We start from the raw sequence: 21,458 nt of genomic DNA, 5'->3' as shown, positions 1-21,458 counted from the left end.
TTGTTTTCAATCGAATGCCCTTGATTTGGCAGCGGCATCATCTGCCTGAAACTATTTGAGAATTTCTTGCTGCTAGCCTTGAGTTAAGGCAGCTCCTTTATTTCTTACAGACATCCCCCCTTTCAAGTACCCTAAGTGCGGTTACTAATGGAAGGAATGCTACAGACTGAATTTGGCAAGCTCTTTGTTCAGTTCTTGAGCAACCACTTCGAGCTGTTTCACAGAGTCTGAAATTTCCTTGATCGTTGAGATTTGATTCTCGACAGCGGCTGTCACTTGTTGTGCATCCGTCGAGGTCAGATCCGCAATAGATTTAAGCTCTTCAACCGAAGCACTTACCTGTTCAGAGCCGGCGGACATTTCTTCGGAAGCTGCAGATACTTCCAAAATGTGATCAGCAACATTTCGCGTAGCAGTCAAAATATTTTCGAATTTCGCACGAACCTCTTGAATTAGCGTAATCCCGTCCTCAACATCCTTCCGACTGACGTCCATGACCTCCACGGCATTAATGGTGTCTTCGCGAATTTCCGTAATCAGCTTCGCGATCTGGTCTGTTGAAACCTCGGACTGCCCAGCCAGCTTCTTAACTTCTTCTGCTACAACGGCAAAGCCGCGGCCATGCTCGCCTGCTCTGGCTGCTTCGATGGAAGCATTTAAGGACAGCAGTCGAATACGGGAAGTTACTTCCGTAATGAAGCTCAAAATCTGCTCGATTTCAGAAGAACGCTCATTCAAGCGCCCAATTGCCGTTCCAACTTTAGACGTACCCTCTCCGATGTTGCCGATCTGCTTCACCGCTTGTTCAACGACAACTGATCCAGTTTCAGCTTGATTGGCAGCTTCCTGAGCAGCTTCGGACACCATGGAAGATGTTTCGGCAATTTTGACGATTCCGCTTGCCATATCATTCATGGACATTGCGATTTCGTTAGAGCTTGAAGCATGAGTATTCGCTCCATTTGCAATTTGACGAATGGAAGAGCCGATCCGATCAACACTGCCCATCGCTGTATCTACTCCGCTCGATACGGTCTCCGTAACCGACAAGACTTGGCGGGATGAATCGCTCACTCCGACAACCAGATGCTTCAGATGGGATACCGTCTGGTTAAAATCGTTGGAGAGAACCGCAATCTCATCCTTCCCTTCCACTTGGATGGTCTTGGTCAAGTCACCAGCTGCGACTTCTTTGACAGCTGTGTTAAGTTTGCGAATCGGCCTAACAATCTGTTCCGTAACATATATCACAGAAAAGGCGGATAAGATCAATGCTCCTACCGATATGATGATCATGGTAATCGACATTTCCGTAATCGGAGCATTCAGCTCTTTGGTCGGTGCAGCCACAAATATGCCCCAATTAAAGTAGGATGGTGCATAGGCTCCTGAATAATCGGCTCCATCCACAGAATAGTTAAATGTACCTGATTTGCCTTGACTGACTTCGTCATAAGCTTTATTTAAACCCGGATTATCAATATCTTTAATGCCTTTATTAAGAACAAGCTCCTCTTCCGGGGACCACATAAACGTTCCTGCTTTACTTAACAGAAAAGCATAGCCGGTAGTTCCGAATGTTTGGTTGGACACTTTATTTTGAATCTCGTTGATTGGAAGGGTAGAGCCCATATAACCGTACTGTTTGCCATCTTCCATCAACGGGATAATCATGGTCACGATGCTGTTTCCCGTTCTCTTGGATAGAATCGGTTCAGACACGACCAGCTTGCCTTCGCCCTTCCCAGCTTCTTGATAATGGACGCGGTCCGATACGTCGGTCACTTCGCCCAGAAAGTTAATGACGTTCTTTCCTGTTAAATCATAGGAGAAGAAGAAGGTTTCGAATTCGGGATTACGCTCCTGTGCAGCTTGAATCAACTTCAAGTCTTCAGCTTTGTTCCCCTGAATGAATTTTCCAATACTTTCAACCTTAGCAATCTCTACATCGAGAAATTGGTCGATCTGAAGCGCCAGCTTCTCGGCACTAAGCTGTGCCTCTTTGTCCAGACTCTCCTGCAGTATGTCCGAGGACCTGACGTAAGTAATGACGTTGACGGAACCAAGACTGACTAGCAAGAGCAAACATATCATGGTAATCATTTTTTGCTTAAGACTCTTATACATGCTGTAAACCCTCCCGAAAATAGTCCCTGAGCCCTAACCGATCTTATGTCCAAAATTTTAGCGATTGCTCTTTTTTCTGTAAGGACAATGTCTTTATACATACAAAATGAACAGATGATGTCGAAAAAATTTGGCGGATAACAAGGTTGAAAGACTCTACTTTATTAGTTATCGGTAAGGCTCAAGAATTTTTTGAGAGTCCAACAGGGACTTTTTACAACATTTTACTTTGATGCATGAGTACGTATTATAGTAGTTCTTAAGACTTAAAAAATAGCATATTCAATTGCAGCCCAGGAACCGCAATAGATACCGGTATTTTCCTGAATATGTATGGTTCGCAATGAAAAATTTAATCCGATTCAACAAAAAAAGCACCCCATAGGGTACCTTTTGCCTCGGCCTGACGACCGCTAGTTTATATTCACGTCTTACCTTCATGTAAGTATCGTTTCCTGTACATCGATTAAAGGGATCGTAAACGTGAAACACGCTCCCTGTCCTGAAGGCTCTTCAAGCCAGATACGACCATTGATCAATTCGGTCAGCTGCTTACAGATGGAAAGTCCAAGCTCCGTTCCGGTATATTCACGAGTTATCTTCCTGATGATGGACTTGGGAGAAGGACTGGAATAAACGATGCATCCGGTCTGCTGGTATACCGATTCCTTTATCCCGACAGAAATCACCATTTCTGTGGCATCCGAAGATTCCTTGCCATCCGATACACCAACCTCGACACTTACTTTCCCCTCGCTCGTGAACTTGATCGCGTTCGAGATTAGATTAATGAGAATCTGCCTTATTTTATCAGCGTCTGATGTTATTCTCTCAGGTACATGCTCCGCTTCCTAATCATAGCATTCTCATATTGAAAGTAAAGATTAACCATTTTTCTGTGCCTCGGTCCCTATGCTAACGCATATCCTGCATAAATAAAAAAGACCCGGCAGTCAAATGACGCCGGATCCTTTCATGACTATCATATTAAGGGATGGCTTTCCATACTTCGGCAGATCCAGGAGTTTCACCTTGTGTCCACCATTTCGCTTCATAGTTCACACCGTTATGGCTGACTTTACTGCCGCCAACATAAACGGTAGTTGAGCTCCATGCCGGATAAGTTGCCGGTGCGTCGGGTGTCGTCACATTGACGACATTACTTGCTGCTGATACATTACCCGCAGCATCAACAGCTTTTACGGTAAAGGAGTAAGCTGTGTTTGGTGTCAGGCCTGTAACGAGGTATTCCAATGTGGAGCCCGAAACGGTGGTGACTAAGGTGCTTCCTTGGAATACCTGGTAACCTGTTACGCCTACATTATCCGTTGAAGCATTCCACATTAAAGGAACTGTCGCGGAAGTCGCTGTTCCCATAACATGAAGGCTCGTAGGTGCTGTAGGCGCTTCAGTATCTGGGCCTGTTACAGCTAGGGTCGTAAATGAGACGGCGTTGCTGGCGGGGGATACATTACCTGCAGCATCGACGGCTTTGACCGTAATATTGTAGAGGGTATTCGGCGTTAAGCCGATCAGATTGTAATTAAGTCCAGTCGTGGAAGCCAATTGAGTGGCCCCGTTAAAAATACGATAGCTCGTTACACCAACATTATCCGTTGCTGCATTCCATGTAAGCGAAGCAGTTGTCGTTGCTACATTGGAAGCCACTACGCCTGTCGGTGCAGTTGGCGGGGTCGTATCGGTATTTCCGCTTCCGGTGAAATTGACGTCAAGCACGTTATAGAAAGCGTTTGGTGTGTCAGCCACTTCCCATACAGCTAGAATGATATGGTGACCGGATTTAGCCGGAACGTTACAAGTCGAAGCGTAGTCAACTGGAGGCTTTGCACCACCATAGTTAATGGAACAGAAAGGCGTCAGATCAAAAGCAGATTTGGCCAGTGGAGCATTTGGATCCCAGCCATCTTTTGTAATGTAGTATTTCCAGCTTGCCGTCGCATGGTTGGCTGTTAATTTCCATTGGAACGTTGTAGTTCCTGGGGAAATATCCACTTTGCTCCAGCGAGTTGCAGATTGCTCGTCAAGTTTAGGGAATGCGCCGCCTGCACTGGCAATTTTGCCATCGGCAGGGCCTGCATTCGGCCAGCCCTTAGGAGCTTCCAAGCTTTGAGGCTCATACACAATCGCACCGCAATCGGTGTTCTGCCCCAGTTTACACAGATAGGCACGGCTGGCTGGGGATTCAATATACCCGTGAGCAGATGCTTTATCTGCGAATATAACCATCAATAAGGTCATCAACAACATCGCAGAACCCGCAATAATCAGATTCTTGAGCCAAGCTCTGTTCGGCAAACTTAAAGTCATACAATTATTCCTCCTTTGATTTGGGTATTTACATATAAAGCGTTTACATAAAAATCTGTTGTATAATACACCTCCCTTTGTTTATAGACGCTTGTCCCTCTGTGGCTTGACTAACTTGGAAGAGTCTCTAGGTTACATACTCCAAGCCTACCAGCACTATCATTATTTTAAAACATTTGGAACTTAGATCCCATAATAAATATCAACGATTTGTTACACATTTCAACGAAATTGGATAAATCTGTATCGATAATTGTGATAAATATCATAGCATTTGCTGAAAATACTCAAAAAAAGAGAGCGCAAATCCCATAGGATCCATGCTCTCTTTCATATATTCACATCTTATTTGCGGCATAGGGTTTGGCTTTTATTCCACACCGTCTTTAAAATGTTTTGTGTAATTCTTATCTCCCTTATGTTCCAAATCCTCAATGGTGAGCTCCAGCGTATGAACAATTTGTTCCTTAACCTGATTCAATGTGTCAAAATACACGCTTTCTTCCGCTCCTACAATTCGTGTGCCACTGAGCGCCTGAACGGCCTGGAAGACCCGGTGCTGTTCAGCCAAATCGTCAACAGCTTTCAGCGTATGTTTCATCTGAAGAAACAGGTCCCGATGATGCTGGCTGGTCAAGCGCTTTTCAAGCTCATCCATTCGGGCATTCGTATCCATCATGACTTCCTCCCTTCTTCACGGTCATATATTATGCTCACATATCCGATTTTACCCTTTCGGTAATTACTTCTAACTTATATATCACGGTTTCTTTGCCATGAAACAGGAAATGGGCTATGTCTCAGCGAACTATGATAACGTTAACATCCAACATAGTTACACATACTTAGAATGACAGACTATTATTGGAGGTATCTATGGAAAACAACGGACTCGGTGGAAAAAGCATCATTCTCAGAATCGAAATGAATACGCAAGAGATTAAATTTGGTCAGGTTGCATCCGCCATTTTTGAAGCTGGGGGCGACATGGTCGCAATTGATGTCATTCAGGCAAGCGGCCACATCACAGTACGTGACATTACCATTACGGTAACAGACAGCGTCGATATCGAAAGAATTACTAATACAGTAAAAAACCTAAAAGGCGTCCGGCTCGTCAATGTGTCCGACCGTACTTTCCTGCTGCATCTCGGCGGCAAGATCGAAACTCAGCCCAAAATCCCTATTCAAAACCGCGATGACCTATCGCGCGTATATACGCCGGATGTTGCCCGAGTATGTTCGGCCATCCATGAAGATCCGAGAAAAGCCTATACACTGACTATCAAGAGAAATACGGTCGCTGTCATCTCGGATGGAAGTGCCGTACTCGGTCTGGGTAATATCGGCCCCTACGCCGCCATGCCGGTCATGGAAGGGAAAGCGATGCTATTCAAACAGCTCGCAGGCGTAGACTCCTTCCCGATCTGTCTGGATACCCAGGATACGGAGGAAATCATTCGTTCCATCAAGGCAATGGCCCCGGCTTTTGGCGGGATCAACCTTGAGGATATCTCGTCTCCCCGCTGTTTTGAGATCGAACAAAGACTGCGCGATGAGCTGGATATTCCCGTATTTCACGATGACCAGCACGGCACTGCAGTCGTTCTGTATGCGGCATTGATTAATGCACTGAAAATTGTTGGTAAATCCATTGATAACGTTAGAGTCGTCGTGTGCGGAATCGGCGCAGCAGGTGTTGCGTGCAGCAAGATCCTCCTGTCGGCAGGCGTCAAGGACATTATCGGCGTAGATCGTGAGGGTGCGCTGGTTGCCGGAGAAACTTACAGTAATAGTATGTGGCAATGGTATGCCGAGCATACGAACCCGAATAAAATTCAGGGTTCATTGCAAGAAGTAATTTTAGGTGCCGATGTATTCATCGGCCTGTCCGCCGGCGGTCTGCTACGGCGTGAGGACGTTCAGGCTATGGCTGAGAATCCGATCGTTTTCGCCATGGCGAATCCTACACCGGAGATTAAACCCGAGGAAGTGGAAGATATTGTGGGCGTCATCGCAACCGGACGTTCGGACTATCCGAACCAGATTAATAATGTCCTCTGTTTCCCGGGGATTTTCCGTGCAGCCCTGGACTGCAGAGCAACCACCATTAATGAGGAAATGAAGCTCGCTGCAGCTGAAGCCATAGCATCGGCCGTATCAGATGAAGAGCGCAACCCGTCGTATATCATTCCAAGCGTATTCAATCAGAACGTCGTGAAGGCCATCAGGGAGCGAGTTGTTAAGGCTGCTGTCAAAACTGGTGTTGCCCGGAGAAACCCGCGTGAATAAGAATTCCCTGATTCGGAAGTTCAATAAACAGGCAGCCGTATATGAAAGAAATACAAGACAGCGTAAACTCGGTGAATGGCGACAACAGCTGCTTGAGGATATAGAAGGTGATGTGCTTGAGGTAGCTGTCGGCACTGGTGCCAACTTCCCCTTTTATGATCGCAACAAGGTAAACGTAACAGCTGTTGATTTCAGTCCGGAGATGCTGAGACATGCGCGGCAGATGGCCTCAGAGCTTGGCATTCATGCCACTTTTCTGGAACGGGATATCGAAACGCTCGAACTTCCCGAACGTTCCTATGACTGCATCGTATCTACCCTTTCGCTGTGCGGCTATGAAGATCCGGTTCAGGCTTTGAATAAAATGAACCGATGGGCTAAACCCGGCGGTCGCATTTATTTACTGGAGCATGGGATGAGCACTAACCGACTCCTGGGTGCGGCGCAGCATGTCGTTAACCCGGTGGCACGAAGGATATCCGGCTGTCATTTTAATAGGGATATGATCCATATCGTAAATGCCTCTGATCTGGATATTATCAAAACGAAGCGCTATTGGAACGGCATCGTTCACCTGATCTGGGCACAAGCAACCTAACCTGTTGTATTATCATAGGGTCTGACCGCATAAAGTTATATATTCTCTAATTAATAGATGTGGAGGAACTTTGATATGAATACAAGGCCTGCTGCAAATGAATATCTGCCTCTCGCCGAAAGATACGTCTCGCTTGTTCCCGAAGGACATATTGCCGAGGTGTTAGGGCGGCAGCATGATGAAACGCTAAGATCGCTTAGCGACCTGTCTGAAGAACAGGCGAATATTCGCTATGCCGAAGGAAAATGGAGCCTAAAGCAAGTGGTCGGACACATCGCCGATGTAGAGCGCTTATGGAACTACCGCATTCTCTACATTGCACGTGGAGATGCCCGTGAATTTTCGGGGTATGATCGGGAGATTTTTGTTCAAAACTCTCCCTTTAGCCATCTTCCTTTACAGGAAGCCCTTAAGGATTATGCTGCCGTCAGGCAGTCTACCATTACACTGGTTGGAAGCTTGACGGAGGAAGCGCTAAAGCGTCTGGGGACATTCAACAATTACCCTCTCTCAGCCCGTGCGGCTGCCTATGTGATTGCCGGGCACGAGCTTCATCACATGAATATTTTACGGGAGAAATATTTAACGTAATTCATAAAGTTTCCTTAGCAAAATGGACTGATATCCCTTATTCCAAATTTAAAAGGCCTCTCTAGAGGCCTTTTTTAGTTTAATAGGCTATGATGGGGCTTAATTTATTTATTCTCATCCCAATTCCATACCTCAATGCGGCCTAAACGGAATTCTATTAATTCCTGCTCCTCCTTCAGCTTCTCAAGCTCCCGTACTGGTCCCGTAACGGCCGCTCCGTAAACTTGAACCCCATTTTTTCTCAAATACGCCAGACGCTTTATGTCTTCATCCACACCGTTATATTTGATGTTGTCAGTCATCCATTCAACGTCAGCGATCAGTTGCTTCACGTGATCCGTGATCTCGGTATCCCCTGAGAAGAAAGTTTGCCAGAGGGAAAGGGAATGATTATCGCCAAACTGAACCTTAGGTCTTAACGTTAGATGAGGAATCATGTAATCTGCGCCGCTAGAGCTATATGTACCCAGCTTGAAATCCTTCAGTTCGCCTGCAAAAACAGCCATACTGGTCGCCTTAACATCATACTTTGACAAGAGTTCCAAGACCTCCTCCGGTGACCTAAGCGTTCGAAGCGAGAAAAATAATTCTGCTACGTTACCGTCTTCCAGTTTCTCTAACTGGTTCATTGCACTAGTAGGGCGAGGATCGTCTTTAATCCTCCTGCCCTCCAGCAGCGCAGAGTTCAGAATATAAGGATTCCTTTCCTCTCGGTTCAAATAAGGATTCAGTTCCTCAATAGAATATGTAAGTCCTCCCCCTAATCGCTTCTGCGCGTGAAGCTCTCCGACAATTACCTGCCAATTCCCCACATCCTTATACACTTTCAGCTTTGTCTTCTGAGTAAGGAAGGGTGTCACTTCACCCAAAGGCGAGCTTCGTTTATCTACTATAAGTCCACTTTCATGCAATTCAACCGTTGTTATGACGGTCCTTAGAAATTTATCATTTAGGCCGGTTTTATAATAGTAGATGTGGATAGCTGAGTAATACACGGCATAAATAAAAAACAGTATTAATACTGCTAACAAAGCATATATAAGCTCCTTCACCCTTATCCGCCAGTTCACCCGATTAATCAATCTGTATTCATCTCCTTTCTACCTTCTCATGTAGACTAACGGTTTGAGCCCATAAATGTTACGGTAAAAATGAAAAATCGTTACAAACAGCTACATTCAAAGCTGCCGTAACGATTTCTAGTTTTCGATATTCTATATGCTTACGTCTCTAAGGCGGAATTATTAGGCTCGTCCCAGCATTCTATATCATCTAGCCCTTTAATGCTGTTCTTGGTGAATACAGGGTCCACTCCGGCCCGCTTCTGCTGCAAATAATCCTGAAGTGCAGCGAAAGCTTTTCGTGAAAGCAGTGTAATGGCCACGAGATTTACAATGACCATCAGCCCCATAAACAGGTCCGCCAAATCCCACACCAGCTTGACGCTGGTAACAGAACCGAAGAGAACCATGGCCAGTACAGCAATCCGATACACCCATATCCAAACGCGATTCGACTTCAAAAATTCAATATTGGTTTCCCCGTAATAATAATTACCGATTAGCGTGCTGAAAGCAAACAAGAAGACCATGATCGCCAGAAAGTCTGACGCCCATGCCCCCATCTCCATGCCCAGCGCCGCCTGAGTCAGTGCGATTCCATCAAGTCCAGTCTGCTGATAAGCACCGGTAAAAAGAATAATGAAGGCCGTGCTTGTACATATAACCAGCGTATCGATAAGCACGCCCAGCGCTTGAACCAGCCCTTGCTTGGCCGGATGGCTTGTCGTTGCGGTAGCTGCTGCATTAGGCGCGCTTCCCATGCCAGCTTCGTTGGAGAACAGCCCTCTCTTGATTCCATTCATGAGAGCGGCCCCGAGCGATCCGCCAACAACCTGCTCATAACCGAATGCGCTTTTGACGATTAAAACAAAAACCTCCGGCAGTTTGGCGATGTTCGCGAAGACGATAAACAGCGCGGCGCCAACATAAACCACAGCCAATACCACGACGATCAGCTCCGACATTTTGGCAATCCGCTTCACACCGCCGAAGATGATAACCGCGAAGATCACTGCCATAATGACCCCGATAGTTAAACGATCGGTGCCGAATGAATTCTCGAAAGCAATCGTAATCGTATTGGACTGAACCGCATTAAAAACAAGCCCAAAGGACAAGGTGATCAGAATGGCGAACAACACACCCATCCACCGTTTCTTTAACCCTTGCTGCATGTAATAGGCCGGACCGCCGCGATAACCGCCAGCTCCATCCTTCACTTTATAGATCTGGGCCAGCGTACTCTCGATAAAGCTGGATGCCGAACCGATAAGAGCAATGATCCACATCCAAAATACAGCTCCAGGCCCCCCAAGCGAGATAGCCAAGGCTACCCCGGTTATATTCCCTGTTCCAACACGGGCCGCCATACTGATGGCAAATGCCTGAAAAGGCGAAATGCTGCCCTTCGCTTTACTCTTGGGCTCACGGATGACCCGGAACATCTCCCCGATCAGGCGAAACTGCAGGCATCTGGTCCCGACCGTAAAATACAGCCCGGCAGCAATCAGTAATACGATGAGCAGCTTAGACCATAAAAAATCATTAAAGATAGTAACTGCATGCTGTACAAATTGATCCATACTCTACCCTCTCTATATAAAGTCATCACCCATGGTGTAAGTTTTACGTAAAATTGTCCACGGTTCATCTAACCATTACTTCGCCTGATCAGGCAAGCGGTTAATAGTGGAAGCAGCTTTCCCCTGACTTGGTAGGCGAATCTCAAGCGGTATCGGCCTATTATTTACATTGATATTAAAGTACTGTCTGCAGATAACTAGAAGAAAAAAGGACCCTCACCTCTGCGCGTTAAGCGCGGGGAAAGGGTCCAGTCATCAGGGTCAGGCTGTCTGCCTGCTGGCGGCATTATTCAGGTGTAGATTCCATGCCCGTGAAGATCAGAATCGCATCGCGAAGGAATGCTGCTGTTCCAGGCTGCTTCTCATCATAATGGGCAGTAAACCGCTCATCGTCGACATACATTTGAGCAAGGCCAGCGTGGGCCTCTTTACTGTAATCGTTCCAATAATAGGTGAGCCAGCGCTTGTGAAGTTCGGCCGCCTTCTGGGCTAGCTCACTGGCAGGATCGCCTTGCTTGAACGCTTCGGCCAGCGCTTCGTACAGCTCTTCTGCCAGGCGCGTTACTTCATCATGCTGCGCTTGCGTCATATTTTTCAGCTTGGCATTGGATTGTTTTACAGTCTCTTCGCCATACTTTCCGCGAATTTCCTTGCCATATTTCTTCTCATTATCATCAATCAGCTTCTGCTTGAATCCTTCAAATTTCTCTTGGTCACTCATGGTTTTTCTCCCTTCGGCGGAGGCAATCGTGTTCTCCACATTGGTAATCAGCAAATCCAGCTGCCTTCTTTTGTCTAGGAGCTGCGCATGGTGTTCCTGGAGCGCCTTGGTCCGATTGAAGGATGGCGAGGTCATAATCTCTTTAATCCCGTCTAGTTGGAGTCCAAGTTCCCGGTAAAACAAGATCTGCTGCAATTGATCGACCTCTTCCTGCCCGTAGATCCGATATCCCGACGAGTTGATTCTGGCCGGCTTCAGAATCCCAATCTCATCATAATAACGGAGTGTCCGTGTGCTAATTCCCGCCAACTTTCCAAGCTTCTGCACCGTGTATTCCATGGTTTCACCTCCTGACAACTTTAATGTACACCTTTACGTAACGTTAAGGTCAACACTTTGCGCCAAAAAAAATCATGACCTCCTCATTATCCAACATGGCAGCACAAAAAAGGAGACGGAGTGTATTCTTCACAGAATATCACCCAGCCTCCTTGTAATCATTTCTCGTATGTTAGTTCGCTTCCCCTTTCGTATCTGCAGCAGCTGATTTATCCGCCTTCGTATGCTTCTCGTTTACCCACTGCTTCAAAGGCTCGGTCATTTGATCCTTCAACTTCTGAATCAACTGATCCTCCGTAATCCCCTTAGCAGCCGCGATCTCGGCTAACGACTGCCCTTCTGTCATTTTCGCCTTCAGATCGTCCTCCGACATTCCGAGCATGGCCGCGATTTCCTCCGGATTACCGAATTTGCCGAAGCCTCGGCCGCCTTTGCCATGTCCTCTTCCAAAATCGGCTTCACTGCTCTTCACGATTTGCGTTAGGCGCTCACCCAGTGCCTCTTTCCATGCGGCTGCTTCCGTTTCTGTGATACTGCCTTCACTCAGGCGCTCGTCGATTTTGGCTGTTTCTAGCGCCGTCAGCTTCTGCACGAACACGGATTGAGTCATTCCTTTACCTTCGGCAATTTCTGCAAATGTGCTGCCTGCTTCAAGCGCAGACCGAATTTCGGACTCTGTCATTCCAAGGACCTCGGCGGTCTCTTGGATGATGCTGCTACCGCGAGGCCCGCCAGCCTTATGATCCATCCGCTTTCCATCCATGTTCTTCACTCCGGTCCCAGTCGATGGGTTTGTCCCGGCTTGGTCATCCTGTGCTGCCGAAGAAGCAGCATCCGTATTTGCAGCCGCAAATACCTGATTATGAATATATCCGGCTCCCCCCAGCATAATCGCTGCAGCCATACTGCTTGCCAGTACTTTTTTACTTATCGGATTCATCGTATCTCTCCTTTAAGGATATGGTTTGTCTTACAATTTGAAGTATAGGGAGGGAATCTGAAAATAAACTTAGAGGAATGTTATGGCAGGCTTAGGCTAAGCTGAAGGTTTGCTGAATGTCCAGGCACAGGCACATTAAGCTATACACGGAATCAAAGACGATGCCTTTGAGTAAGCACAAAAAAAACCGCCGAGGTCAGCCTCTCCAGCGGTTTGATGTCTGTGTAATTTTTACTCTCGCTATAACCTTCCAATCCTTTCGGTCCGCTTTAGTCCTCGTTCTCTTCCGCTTCCAAGATAGCTCTATGGGCCAGATTCGTCAGCACGACATCGTCCATAGGCGGGTTGTGAAGACCGGCCCGGACATCTCTGTACATCCGTTCCAAGGGGAGGGCGCGGGAGAGACTCAACCCTCCAACGATCCGCATGGCATGATCAACTATACCGAGTGCTGCATTGGTTACGACATATTTGGCGAGGCCAAGCTCGGTCTTAAGAGCAGCGCGGTTCTCTACTTCCTTGTCCCAACGGTCGGCCGTTTGATACAAATAGCTGCGTGCAGTCAGATAGTCCACCTCAATCTGCGCAATATGTCTCTGGATATTTGGCAATTCGGCGATCGGAACCGTTAATGAATTTGGCTTATGATGTCGGGCAAAATCGATGGCAAACTTACGCGCGGCATAAGCGATCCCCATATAACATGCAGGGATGTGAAGCAAAATCCCCTCCGTCGGTACGAGATTCGTCGGCTTCTCATAATCGATGCCCCGAATCACTTCCGTCTGCGGCACGAAGACATCCTCAAGCAGCACATCATGGCTTCCCGTTGCTCGCATGCCCATCGTATTCCAGGTTTCCTCGACCTTGACCCCGGGCCCGCTGCGGACAAGAAACGCACCGACCTTCTCACTATGCTCAATACCAGCCGTAACCACAAACTGCTTTAAGATGGGGCTTAATGTGCTGAACGTTTTGCGCCCGCTAATCCGCCATCCGCCCGGCACAGGCCGTGCAGTGGTCTCCGGTCTTCCTCCCCGGCTGGGGCTTCCTGTCGCAGGTTCACTGGCCAATTCATTAATGACCACACCTTCGGTGACAACATCCTTGCACAGTCTTTCGAATAACGGCTTCGGCCATTCTTCCGAGAGGCGGAGCTTAAGAATTTGCCCGATATGCCAACCGACGGCCAGTGCCGTTGATCCGTCACCCCTGGCTAGCCTTTCCTGGGCAAGCACCATTTCATATACGGATGCTCCTTCTCCCCCATAGGAGACCGGTACGGTTAACTTCAGATAACCTGACTCTCTCAGGTCATCAAAATTCTCGAACGGAAACGATCCCTCAAGATCGTGCCGTGGAGCTCTTTCCGCGAATTTCGTCCCAAGCTTATCGGAACGAGCTGCTATCATAGCTTCGCGTTCAGTACGTATGAATGGATCTGTGGAACCGGATCGATTCAAGTTCGTCCCCTCCCCGCTAATCCTTGTATTCCGATGGATATATACATCTAAATTGTAGCAACCCTATTTTGGGGTGTCAATGAAGGGGATCATCGCGGCGAGGCTCATACTAATGAACGTCAAACTCTAAAGTCTCCCGGCTTATATTTCGTTCTCCGTTAGAAATGAAGCGATGGCTTCATTGACTTCATTGGGGTTATCCATATTCGTTGCATGATGAGCATTCCGGATAATTCTTAAACTTGAATTCGCAATTCTCTGTCGCAAGTACTCCTGCTGCCTCCGGATCATCGTGTCGCTCTCTCCCTGAAGCAGCATGGTTGGACAATGGATTTTATCCAGATCCTTCGTGCTGTCCATCCGGGTCACCGCATCCCAAATCCGCACCCAGTTGGAATGCGGGATGGAACGAAATGCTTTTTCAATATAAGCTTGATTGCTCTTATTGTACTTGGAAAGCATCTTTCCCTGTATTTTCCCCGATAAGGACATCGGCATCAAATAACTTAACCAGCGATTCAGCGGGACGAACATTCGCTCATACCAATTGAACGCATTCGTGAACGGAGTGCCAATTAGTACCAGAGCTGCGACTTTGTCAGGATAGCGAACGGCTGTCTGCAGCGAAACATGCCCGCCCAGGGATAATCCGCAAAGGGTCGCTTTCTCGATGCCCAGATTATTGAGTAGATCCGCTAAATCCCTGCTGAAATCCTCCGAATTTACCTTACCGTCCGGCAAGGAGGATAAACCATGGCCTCGAACATCCCACACCACGGTTTGATACCGACGAGAGAAAAAATCGACCTGGGGCTGCCATTGTTCATGATCCCATGAGGCCCCATGAGTAAACACCAGTGGCTTTCCTTCCCCCTTGACTTCATAGTACAAATCGACATCCCTTCCTTTGAAAATCGGCATAAACCATCCTCCTTGCGGTATTCGGATTTATTGTGCAGTCACATTCTGTAATGGTGCAAAGATCACCTGAAAACACTCATCAAACAGTTCATCCAATGTTCGAATTGGCTCTTTAATCCAGATCATCATCGCTCCGCTGATGGCAGCTTGCAGCACCCTGCTTACGATGGACACGTCGCATTCAGCAATTTCTTTGTTTGCAATTGCCTGATTCAGCATCTTCCGGGTAAACTCATCAATCAACAGCAGTCGGGACCGAGTCTTCCCCAACAAATCGGGGTCGCTCGTCCCTTCCAGATAGAAGGAAGTATGATTAGCCAGTTCAATAGGATCCTTCATATGTAAAACTCCATGCTTAAACACGACCTTTAACGCATCGATCCTGGAACAATCTGATACACTGGCCTCCTGGAAAGCATGACGGGTTAATTCTATAACAAAATCACTGTATGCCAGGAACAAATTCTTCTTCGAACCGAATCGCTTCATTAAAGCTGCTGGCGAAATATCCACTTCATGCGTAATGTTGGTTAACGTTACTTGGCCGTATCCTTTTTTGCACAGCGCTCGATAGACACCATAGAAAATCACTTCATCTTCAAATTCGCGCGGTCTCACCATATCTATGCTCCTCCCCATCATTAGTGAATGACCATTTACTAACTATTGTTTCATAAATCTTTTTTAATGTAAACCGCAACTTCTCGGCTTTACGATAAGAACTGCAGATGTTAGATAAATACCGAAAAAAACCTATGAACAAAAAGAGCAGCTTCATTGATGAAGCTGCTCTTTGCTATGTCTGATAACTCGCTAAAAGTCTACAAAGCTCCTTAGCTGCATGAACGCTGGCAATCAAGAATTCAGGTCAACAGTTTTATTGATCTCAGAGTCGCCTTCCGGCTTTTGTCCCACCAACTTTTTAAAGAAGGCTTTTACCGTCTTCGTCTTGTCGCCCGTTTCCCAATACTCAGCAGTGTCTGTATCCACCTTGATCAGGATCACATTGGGATCGTCGTAGGAGGTTTTCAGAAACTTCTCATATGCCGCATTCCAAAGCTCCTTCTTCCGCTCTACATCGTTTACGACCTCAGCCTTTCCGCGGATCGAAACATAAGACTTGCCAACATAAGCAATATTCACGTTGGGATTAGCCATGATTTCCGCATATTTGCTCGTGTCCCTCATCGTTAGGAACCACAGATCGCCGTCGAATTCGATATGCTGGGTTTGCATGGGTCTGGAATTGATTCCGCCTTCCGATATCGTGGCGAACATTGCCGTTTCGATATCCTTGATAATATCTTTCACGGTCTCGACCGCTTCATGGTTGACTATTGTTCCATTTGCCATCTCTATCACCCCATCCTAAGTATTTAGTCTCTAATTACACTTCCCATAAATAAGTTAAACGATGAATCGAGATATAAATCCGCATCATATCATATGAAAGCTTCAACTTTCTTCGCATATGGGCAACGATCGTCCCCTTGAATAAATGAAAAAGACAAGCGTCATCAGAATACTGATGGTGCTTGTCTTTCTGTTTCGTCGTAAAACCTGCTGTTTCAGTCGCTATTTCTTCTGCTTGCCATAGAACCATAGTCCGACGATACATGATACGGACCCTAAGCCCATCAAAATTCCTTTGGCGAATTCTTTCACCACAGAACCCGATGTATCCATGGTCACTGCAAGCAAGATTGACAGAACAGCCGAAATCAGCAACAACAGCATGCTTTGATTTTTATTCCTTGTCATTTTCATTCCACCGCCTCGGTTTATTTTTGGGTTTTTAGCCTTGCTTGCATCACTTCATATTCACTTGTAATCCTGTTAATACAGCTACATTACATCTTGTAAGCCTTCATGGCTTTGCCTAACTCTTTAAGCGTAGGACGTTTACCGTACATCAGGACACCCGTGCGATAGATTTTTGCAGCCAACCATCCGAATACCAAAATCGATACAACCAGGATTCCGAGCGAGAGAAGAATCTCCCAAACTGCTATATCGCCTAGCCCGATACGCACCAGAATGGTCGTCGGTGAAATGAACGGAATGTAGCCGGATACCTTCATCAGCATCGAGTTTGGAGCGCTTAAGCTAAAGATCGCAATATAGAATGCAACTAGCGATAGCATCGTAATCGGCATAATGGCTTGCCCCAAATCCTCAGTACGGCTGACAATCGAGCCAATCGCCGCATACAGCATGGCATACAAGAAATAGCCAAGGATGTAGAAGATTAAGCCAAATACCAGCAGCATCGGATCGATCGCGCTCAGATCCAAATTCATTTCTTTCAAGGTATCTATATTATGCGGCAGCATCAAGTTGATGACAGCAACAACACCGAAGGCTGCGATTTGTGACAGTCCAAGCAGGAACATCCCGATAACCTTGCCAAACATTTGACTCAGTGGAGATACGCTGGTGATCAAAATCTCCATAATACGTGAGCTTTTCTCTGTCGTTACTTCGGATGCGATCATATTCCCTGTACCCATCAAGGTGAAGAAGAAAAGAATAATCAGTGCGTATACGACAATATAGTTGATGACTTCGGAGGAACCTTCCTTCTCATCGAAAGCCCCGCCTGATTTGCCCGCTCCCTCAATGCTCCGAGCGTCAATACGAACCGGCTGATTCAATTCCTGGATCTGCGCTTCGGACAAATTAAGGCCATCTACAATGCTGCGAGTCTTCGCTATTTGAAGGGCAGCTTGCAGATTGGATTGCAGCTCTGGACTCATAGCCTCATCTTCAGAGCTGTAGACCACGGTAGGGAATGTATTGCCATCTTGCTTCTCAAATTTCAAATATCCCTCGATGCTTCCATTTTCAATGTCCTTGTTCAGCGCTGCTTCATCTGCCGTTTCGTATTTTACGAATTCATAAGACGTAGCCGGCAGGCTGCTCCAGGTGGTCTCCAGTTGTTCGGCAAGCAGCTGTTCCTGTCCATAAACCAGGCCGATACGACTGATATCCTCAGCTCCTGCCTTATCTCCTGTGAATAATTGGATCAGATAAGGAAGATTAATCCCGATGGAAATGATAAGTGCAAAAATCAAAGTTGAAACCAGAAATGACTTGGTTCTTACTTTATTCATGAATGTAAATCGGATTACGGTCCACATATTATTCATTGGATTCACCTACCGCCTTTATGAAGATTTGGTTGAGTGTCGGCTCTTTTACTTCAAACCTATGGATGGTGCTTTGGGACATTGCTGTATTCAAAATGCTCTGTGCAGCATCCACTTGGCTGATGCGGATCGAATATCCATCCTCTGTCCGCTTTACTTCCGTTACGCCAGGGATGGCTTCTAGGCCCTGTACGTCGCCCGATGTACCCAGCACGACTTCTTCACGTGGATACTTGGATTTGATTTCTTTCAAATTCCCCTTTACTACCGTATTGGAGCTATGCAGGATCGTAATGTTCTTACATAATTCCTCAACATGCTCCATTCGATGTGTGGAGAACAGGATACTCGTTCCCTTATCGCGCAGCTCTTTTACGGTTGATTTGAGAAGTTCCACGTTCACCGGATCCAAGCCGCTGAAGGCCTCATCCAGGATTAGGATCTGCGGATCATGAACAACAGCTGCAATGAAGCCCATTTTTTGCTGATTACCCTTCGATAGTTCCTCAATCTTCTTATCGTAATAATCAGGTACTTCAAACCGTTCCAACCAGTATTTCAAACTCTTATCCGCGTCTTTCACCGACATGCCCCGAAGCTGTGCCAAATACGAAATCTGCTCACTGACTTTCACCTTCGGATATAACCCGCGTTCTTCCGGCAAGTATCCCATAATACGGCGCAGTTCCTTGTTATAAGGCTTCCCGTTGTATAGAATCGTTCCTTCGTCAGGATAGATCAGCCCGAGAACCATCCGCATGGTCGTTGTTTTACCTGCACCATTGGCACCCAGCAGTCCATAGATTTCTCCCTCCTCAACCTGAAGTGAAATCTGGTTTACAGCTGTTTTGTCTGCATAAATCTTTACTACATTGTCTAATTCCAATCGTTGCATGTTGTGAAACCCCTCTCTATCCTATTTCTGCACGTTGGCAGGAATGTTTCCATCAATCCATATTCGCAGCACTTCATCCAGCTCCAGTGAACGGGTCTGAATAAACGATATGCCCGCTGACTGCAGAATTTTCTCTACTTCCAAGCATTCCGTTGTAATAAAAGAAATTGTAGTCGATGATTCTTGCCTGCTGCTCAAAATGCCTGGCAGCTCCTCCACGATCGAGGCATCGCCTTGAATCCAGCATTCCTTCCAGTTGTCCAGTAGTGAGTCCTTCTCTACCATACCCATCAGTTTGCCATGATGCATAAGGATGACATAATCGGCTAGTCGCCGAATTTCATCGACGATATGGGTGGAGAGCACAATGGTTGTGTCCATGGACTTCATCACTTTGTGCAGCTGATCAATCATCAGCTTCCAGGCGAACGGGTCAAGCCCCGATGAGGGCTCATCAAGTAGCAGGAGCTTAGGTCTTGGTGCAAGTGCCGCTGCAATTTCGAATTTTCGGCGTTCTCCTTTGGACATCTTGCGAAGTTTTACACCTCGAGGAACATCAAACCGGGATAGAAGCTCATCGAAAAAATATCCATCCCAATTGTCGTACCAGGAGGCACGAAAGCTGGCCGCTTCATCCACCGTCATATGTTGTTCCTCTGCGCTTAACTGCTCAGGTACAAATCCCATATCTTTGCGAATGGAGATCGGAAGCTCCCTGGGATAGGATTCACCGAACCAGGTAATCTCTCCTTCGTCCGGAAACACCGTCTGCATCATCATGTTGAGCACCGTGCTCTTTCCTGAGCCATTCGGTCCCACCAGAGCAACGATATACCCTTGCGGTATCGATAACTGGATCGGGCCGATGGTTTTCGTTCTCCGGCGCTTCATGACATTACGAAATTCAATGACACTCGGTTCCATGGAATGTTAGCGGCCTCCTTTTACATCATATTTTTCCCGGACAACTTCCATAAACAATTCTCTTAATTCATCTTCACTAAACTGAACCGCAAGCCCTTTATCGACGGCTGTCCTTAGCGCCTCAATAACTGCATCGCGTTTATAATGCTCCCGAGCCTGGTCTCCAACCCCTGCTACAAAGGTACCTGTTCCTTGCCTTGTTCGCAGTAATCCTTCATTCTCAAGGTCGCCATACACTCTGCGTACCGTAATGACACTACAATTCAGATTGCCTGCAAACTCTCTAATCGATGGCAACAAGGTCCCCTCCTCTATCTGACCGCTAATAATGAGCGAGCGCAGCTGTGTTTTAATCTGGTGATACAAAGGCTCTGCACTATTTTCGTTGATCTGAATTGGAATTCGCACCTTTATACCACCTCACTTTTCCCTTGTTGATAGACTCGGGATGCTACCGTAGAGTACAAATTTCTCTTCATTTCCATCATGACAGATCCCTCGTCTGCTGCCGAAGGTAAGTTAATCTACTCATGAGCACCATAGTCCCCAGTCCTACAATTAGCGATCCCCACATTACCGGAGACAACAGGCCCCATCTCATGGAAGCATTCGCAGCAATACGGAATACGCTGAAGCCTAGCAGGTTCAGTATAATGATGGGTCCGACCGTTGCCGCAGTCATAAAAAGGTTGTTTCTTAGATAAATCTTACCTCTGCACATGTGCTCCCAATAAATATTTGGACCTGTCAATAAAAGTCCGATTCCGACCCAAGTCAACGCAAAAGCAATATATTCAGGAATAGTCATCGCATCTCTCAGGTGATTCCCCAGTACGTAGATGAATCCATAATACACGAGGCTATTGATTCCGAATGCGATAAGCGAGTTAACGACCCGGGCCACAAAAATAGCTGAAGCAGGAACGGGAATACTCCGATAAAAGTACAACATTCGTGTATAGGAATCTTCGCTCAAATATTTGAATGACCTCCTGGTAAATAGAAACCCCAGAAAGGGAGCGAAAAGCACCATAATGAAATCGACAAAGAGGCTCGTGAATCCCTGCGAATGATCGAATTGTTCATTGATAGCAACACCCGCAGCAAAACCCATATAAAGCATGAACAGTACTGTCCATATCATTTGGAACTTGTCACTTGCGAAGTCTTTCTTCACGATCTTCATCGCATTATGGAGAACTTGTTGCAACGCTTCTCACCCTTTCATACTCTGATCTTATGCTATTAGTAAAACCCCTAATTAGAATGTACTGTGTTATGTGTTTGTTCACTGTGCTCACTGTGTATGTCTTTATACACAGTATATAGTGTGTATATAAATAGTGTCAATACATATTGTGGGATTTTTTCCTGACCATTCGCAGCGACCGGAGCAGGCACACTCTTCCCGCACACTTCCCTCACACCCTAAACACCCCGCCAGAGGTTTCCTGGCGGGTGTCACATCCTTGCTGCGCTGCGGATCATTCAAGAGCTTCCCTGCATCAGGGGAGTGTAGCCGTGGA

Annotated in this window: 21 protein-coding genes; 3 read left to right on the top strand and 18 right to left on the bottom strand. The window is 46.6% G+C overall.

All coding sequences use genetic code 11. The annotated features are described in order from the left end of the window. Window positions 1-159 precede the first annotated feature (159 nt). From ABEQ74_RS28020 to ABEQ74_RS28005, 4 genes are all read right to left on the bottom strand, one after another. A complete protein-coding gene (locus ABEQ74_RS28020; protein WP_430125475.1) occupies window positions 160-2,127 on the bottom strand; it encodes a methyl-accepting chemotaxis protein in 1,968 nt (655 codons plus the stop codon). 437 nt (window positions 2,128-2,564) lie between these two features. Further along, on the bottom strand, window positions 2,565-2,933 hold the full coding sequence (locus ABEQ74_RS28015; protein WP_430125555.1) for an ATP-binding protein: 369 nt from the start codon (window positions 2,931-2,933) through the stop codon (window positions 2,565-2,567). Window positions 2,934-3,114: 181 nt separating this feature from the next. After that, a complete protein-coding gene (locus ABEQ74_RS28010) occupies window positions 3,115-4,455 on the bottom strand; it encodes a lytic polysaccharide monooxygenase (protein WP_430125474.1) in 1,341 nt (446 codons plus the stop codon). 370 nt (window positions 4,456-4,825) lie between these two features. Then, window positions 4,826-5,134: a hypothetical protein gene (locus ABEQ74_RS28005; RefSeq protein ID WP_430125473.1), complete on the bottom strand. Its 309-nt coding sequence runs from the start codon at window positions 5,132-5,134 to the stop codon at window positions 4,826-4,828. Window positions 5,135-5,331: 197 nt separating this feature from the next. On the opposite strand from ABEQ74_RS28005, the gene ABEQ74_RS28000 reads away from it, so the two are divergent. The 3 genes from ABEQ74_RS28000 to ABEQ74_RS27990 all read left to right on the top strand — a co-directional run bounded on the left by ABEQ74_RS28000 (window position 5,332) and on the right by ABEQ74_RS27990 (window position 7,936). Continuing rightward, window positions 5,332-6,747: an NAD-dependent malic enzyme gene (locus ABEQ74_RS28000; protein ID WP_430125472.1), complete on the top strand. Its 1,416-nt coding sequence runs from the start codon at window positions 5,332-5,334 to the stop codon at window positions 6,745-6,747. Then, window positions 6,740-7,345, top strand: a complete 606-nt coding sequence (locus tag ABEQ74_RS27995) for a class I SAM-dependent methyltransferase (RefSeq protein WP_430125471.1) — start codon at window positions 6,740-6,742, stop codon at window positions 7,343-7,345. The genes ABEQ74_RS28000 and ABEQ74_RS27995 overlap by 8 nt, the downstream gene beginning before the upstream one ends. Window positions 7,346-7,420: 75 nt before the next feature. Further along, a complete protein-coding gene (locus ABEQ74_RS27990; protein ID WP_430125470.1) occupies window positions 7,421-7,936 on the top strand; it encodes a DinB family protein in 516 nt (171 codons plus the stop codon). Between the two features lie 104 nt (window positions 7,937-8,040). Here the strand turns inward: ABEQ74_RS27990 and ABEQ74_RS27985 are convergent, their stop codons facing one another. The 14 genes from ABEQ74_RS27985 to ABEQ74_RS27920 form a co-directional block, all read right to left on the bottom strand. Beyond that, complete coding sequence (locus tag ABEQ74_RS27985; protein ID WP_430125469.1) at window positions 8,041-8,967, bottom strand: anti sigma factor C-terminal domain-containing protein; 927 nt, start codon at window positions 8,965-8,967, stop codon at window positions 8,041-8,043. A gap of 191 nt (window positions 8,968-9,158) precedes the next feature. After that, window positions 9,159-10,580 (bottom strand): alanine/glycine:cation symporter family protein, encoded by a 1,422-nt coding sequence (locus ABEQ74_RS27980; protein WP_430125468.1) that lies wholly within the window; start codon window positions 10,578-10,580, stop codon window positions 9,159-9,161. 286 nt (window positions 10,581-10,866) lie between these two features. Further along, the gene (locus ABEQ74_RS27975; RefSeq protein ID WP_430125467.1) at window positions 10,867-11,640 is read right to left on the bottom strand and encodes a MerR family transcriptional regulator; all 774 of its coding nucleotides are present in this window, start codon (window positions 11,638-11,640) and stop codon (window positions 10,867-10,869) included. Between the two features lie 172 nt (window positions 11,641-11,812). Then, a complete protein-coding gene (locus tag ABEQ74_RS27970) occupies window positions 11,813-12,580 on the bottom strand; it encodes a hypothetical protein (RefSeq protein ID WP_430125466.1) in 768 nt (255 codons plus the stop codon). Window positions 12,581-12,849: 269 nt separating this feature from the next. Further along, window positions 12,850-14,043 (bottom strand): acyl-CoA dehydrogenase family protein, encoded by a 1,194-nt coding sequence (locus ABEQ74_RS27965; protein WP_430125465.1) that lies wholly within the window; start codon window positions 14,041-14,043, stop codon window positions 12,850-12,852. 141 nt (window positions 14,044-14,184) lie between these two features. Next, window positions 14,185-14,964, bottom strand: a complete 780-nt coding sequence (locus tag ABEQ74_RS27960; RefSeq protein ID WP_430125464.1) for an alpha/beta fold hydrolase — start codon at window positions 14,962-14,964, stop codon at window positions 14,185-14,187. 27 nt (window positions 14,965-14,991) lie between these two features. Beyond that, on the bottom strand, window positions 14,992-15,585 hold the full coding sequence (locus ABEQ74_RS27955) for a TetR/AcrR family transcriptional regulator (protein ID WP_430125463.1): 594 nt from the start codon (window positions 15,583-15,585) through the stop codon (window positions 14,992-14,994). 234 nt (window positions 15,586-15,819) lie between these two features. After that, window positions 15,820-16,317, bottom strand: a complete 498-nt coding sequence (locus tag ABEQ74_RS27950; protein WP_430125462.1) for a pyridoxamine 5'-phosphate oxidase family protein — start codon at window positions 16,315-16,317, stop codon at window positions 15,820-15,822. 222 nt (window positions 16,318-16,539) lie between these two features. Then, window positions 16,540-16,725: a hypothetical protein gene (locus tag ABEQ74_RS27945; RefSeq protein ID WP_430125461.1), complete on the bottom strand. Its 186-nt coding sequence runs from the start codon at window positions 16,723-16,725 to the stop codon at window positions 16,540-16,542. An 89-nt stretch (window positions 16,726-16,814) separates the two neighbouring features. Then, entirely contained in the window at window positions 16,815-18,113 is a 1,299-nt protein-coding gene (locus ABEQ74_RS27940; RefSeq protein WP_430125460.1) for an ABC transporter permease, read from the bottom strand. Further along, window positions 18,106-19,008 (bottom strand): ABC transporter ATP-binding protein, encoded by a 903-nt coding sequence (locus tag ABEQ74_RS27935; RefSeq protein ID WP_430125459.1) that lies wholly within the window; start codon window positions 19,006-19,008, stop codon window positions 18,106-18,108. The genes ABEQ74_RS27940 and ABEQ74_RS27935 overlap by 8 nt, the downstream gene beginning before the upstream one ends. Before the next feature lie 21 nt (window positions 19,009-19,029). Then, window positions 19,030-19,932 carry an ABC transporter ATP-binding protein gene (locus ABEQ74_RS27930; RefSeq protein ID WP_430125458.1) on the bottom strand — a complete coding sequence of 301 codons (903 nt, stop codon included), beginning with the start codon at window positions 19,930-19,932 and terminating at the stop codon, window positions 19,030-19,032. A 6-nt stretch (window positions 19,933-19,938) separates the two neighbouring features. Next, the gene (locus ABEQ74_RS27925; RefSeq protein WP_430125457.1) at window positions 19,939-20,340 is read right to left on the bottom strand and encodes a GntR family transcriptional regulator; all 402 of its coding nucleotides are present in this window, start codon (window positions 20,338-20,340) and stop codon (window positions 19,939-19,941) included. A 76-nt stretch (window positions 20,341-20,416) separates the two neighbouring features. Continuing rightward, entirely contained in the window at window positions 20,417-21,142 is a 726-nt protein-coding gene (locus ABEQ74_RS27920) for a hypothetical protein (protein WP_430125456.1), read from the bottom strand. Window positions 21,143-21,458 lie beyond the last annotated feature (316 nt).

The organism is Paenibacillus solani (assembly GCF_050475945.1).
Classification (GTDB): domain Bacteria; phylum Bacillota; class Bacilli; order Paenibacillales; family Paenibacillaceae; genus Paenibacillus_AQ; species Paenibacillus_AQ solani_A.
This window is presented reverse-complemented; position numbering and strand designations above follow the sequence as displayed.